Annotated in this window: 1 protein-coding gene; it reads left to right on the forward strand. The window is 59.6% G+C overall.

Annotation, left to right across the window (positions count from 1 at the left end; translation table 11 throughout):
• Positions 1 to 3,246: amino acid adenylation domain-containing protein (locus M3I54_RS44135; protein ID WP_254346686.1), on the forward strand; the 3,246-nt coding region annotated here is incomplete at both ends.

The following is a 3,246-nucleotide window of genomic DNA, read 5'->3' on the forward strand; positions in this document are numbered from 1 at the left end:
TTACATGGTCCCTAGCGCTTTCGTGCGGCTGCACGCGTTGCCTCTCACCCCCAACGGCAAACTCGATCGCCGGGCACTGCCCGCTCCGGATGCCGACTCACTCGCCCATGCCGCGTACGAAGCCCCCATCGGTGCACTCGAGATCGCACTGGCCGACATCTGGCGTGAACTCCTCGGCGTCCACACGGTCAGTCGACACGATTCATTCTTTGCGCTTGGCGGACACTCCCTGCTCGCTGTTCAAATGATCGAACGGCTGTGCCGTCTGGACCTGAGTCTGGCTGTACGTGACCTGTTCCAGACCCCGGTGCTGTCCGCACTGGCTCGCGTCCTGGGCCAGCGTCGCGAAGTGCCGGTGCCACCTAATCAGATTGCGCCGGATTGCCAGACCATCACGCCCGACCTGCTGCCGCTAATCGATCTCTCTCAGGACGAAATCGATCGTATTGTGGCCAATGTACCGGGGGGGGCCTCTACGATACAAGACATCTATGCCCTCTCTCCCTTACAGGACGGCATCCTGTTTCACCACCTGCTGGCCACTGACGGTGACCCCTATCTGCTGCTCGTTCAAATGGCTTTCACGGAACGTGATACGCTGGACCGTTATTTGGCCGCGGTCCAGCACGTTGTCAATCGACACGACATTCTGCGTACCGCATTCGTCTGGGAAGGTCTGTCAAATCCCGCCCAGGTGGTCTGGCGGCAAGCTTCGCTGCCAGTAACCGAGCTGAAACTCTCGCCGGCAGACGGTCCCGTTACCATCCAACTGGCTGAGCGTTTCGGTCCCCACCAGTACCGGATCGATCTAAGCCAGGCGCCGCTGCTGCGCTTTGTAGTCGCGCAAGATGAACTAGGACGCTGGATCCTACTCACCCTGCTACATCATCTGATTAGCGACCATTCGACGCTAGAGGTGATGCAGGCAGAGGTGCGGGCATTCATGGAAGATCCAGGTGCGATTCTGCCATCGCCCGAACCGTTCCGTAATCTTATCGCACAAGCCCGACTGGGAACCTCGACAGAAGAACACGAACGCTTCTTCCAGGCAATGCTCGCGGACGTCACTGAGCCAACGCTGCCGTTCGGGCTGGTCGAGGTACACCGTGATGGCTCTCAGGTAGGCGAGACCCGGCGAATGCTATCCTCCGATTTGAACCTGAGGCTGCGTGCACAGGCCAAACGCCTGGGCGTGAGTCTCGCCAGCCTGTGTCATGTCGCGTGGGCGCAAGTGCTTGCGCGTACCAGTGGGCAGGAACAGGTCGTATTCGGCACAGTCTTGTTCGGGCGGATGCAAGCGGGCGAAGGAGCAGACCGGGCGATGGGGCTGTTCATCAACACGCTGCCGCTTCGGTTGGATATGGATGAGGTCAGTGTGGCCGAGCGCGTGCGTCATACGCATGCAAGGCTGGCGGAACTGCTGGAGCACGAACATGCTTCGCTCGCGCTGGCTCAGCGATGCAGTGGCGTGCCAGCAGGCACGCCACTGTTCAGTGCGCTGCTGAATTACCGGCATAACTCGAAACCGTTCGGCGAGACCAAGGCAAGCGACACCTTGCCGGGTATCGAAATGCTCAGCTCCCAGGAGAGGACCAACTATCCATTCGTGCTGTCGGTGGAGGATTACGGACAGGCGCTGGGGGTGACGGCGCAGGTGCAATCGCCCATCGATTCGCAGCGGGTATGTGGGTATATGGAACAGGCGCTCTGCAGTCTGGCCGATGCGCTGGAGCAGACTCCTGGCCAGCCGGTGCGTCAATTGGAGGTGATACCCAAAGCGGAGCGGGAACTGCTGCTGCAGATCTGGAACGCAACCGAGGCGCCCTATCCCGATCAGGCGTGCATTCACCAGTTGTTCGAAGAGCAAACCGAGCGAACGCCCGAAGCGAAAGCTGGCGCCGCCTACGTACCACTCGATCCGCAAGGCCCCGCTGAACGACACGCCTGGATCCTTGACGATTGTTCAGCTCGCCTGCTGATCACGAATGTTCCCGAGGTACCCCTCCCAGTCGCAGTATTGCCGCCAACCGATTCGGGTGTCGCTCAGCCAAGTCCCGCTCTAAGAGGAGCAGCCCTCGATACGGCCTATGTAATGTATACATCGGGCTCGACCGGTACCCCCAAGGGGGTGCTCGTGCCCCATCGAGCGGTCGCCCGGCTGGTCATGAACAACAGCTATGCCAAGATCGGACTAGATGATAGGGTCGCCTTTACGGCAAATCCCGCCTTCGATGCCAGCACTTTTGAAGTATGGGGACCACTGCTCAACGGTGGCACAGTGATTATTGGCGATCGCCATCAAGTCCTTGATGCTCGAGGCCTGGCTGAAATCATTAGCCGAGGCAAAGTCACCGCGCTGTTCATCACAACCGCTTTATTCAACCAATTTGTTCCCGAAATTGGATCAACCTTTGCTCGACTGCGATTTTTGCTCTGTGGGGGAGAACAGGAAAAACATGAGATTTTTGGAGAATTGCTAAAGCATAGGGGACCGGAAAAACTCATCCACTGCTATGGTCCCACCGAGAGCACGACCTTTTCTACCACGTATGAAGTGTCAGAAACGAATTCCGGCAATCATCTGCCCATCGGCCGACCGATCTCGAACACTCGGATTTACCTGCTAGACAGCCACGGTCAACCGGTGCCGCTAGGCGCAGTGGGTGAACTGTATATCGGCGGCGCAGGCGTGGCTCGTGGCTATCTGAACCGCCCAGAACTGACCGCCGAACGCTTCCTCCCCGATCCCTTCTCCCATCACTCCGATGCCCGCATGTATCGCACCGGCGATCTGGCCCGCTACCTGCCCGACGGCAATCTTGTGTTCCTCGGTCGCAACGACCACCAGGTTAAAATTCGCGGCTTCCGCATCGAGCCCGGCGAAATCGAAACCTCTCTCGCAGAGCACCCCGCCATACGCGAAGCCGTCGTAGTCGCACTCGGCGACACGGACAAACGTCTGGTGGCCTATGTCACAGGCAACGAAACATCGCCAGGTGAACTGCGCGACTGGCTCGCCAGCCGCCTGCCCGATTACATGGTCCCTAGCGCTTTCGTGCGGCTGCACGCGTTGCCTCTCACCCCCAACGGCAAACTCGATCGCCGGGCACTGCCCGCTCCGGATGCCGACTCACTCGCCCATGCCGCGTACGAAGCCCCCATCGGTGCACTCGAGATCGCACTGGCCGACATCTGGCGTGAACTCCTCGGCGTCCACACGGTCAGTCGACACGATTCATTCTTTGC

The organism is Paraburkholderia sp. CNPSo 3274 (assembly GCF_024206475.1).
In the GTDB taxonomy this organism is placed as follows: Bacteria; Pseudomonadota; Gammaproteobacteria; order Burkholderiales; family Burkholderiaceae; genus Paraburkholderia.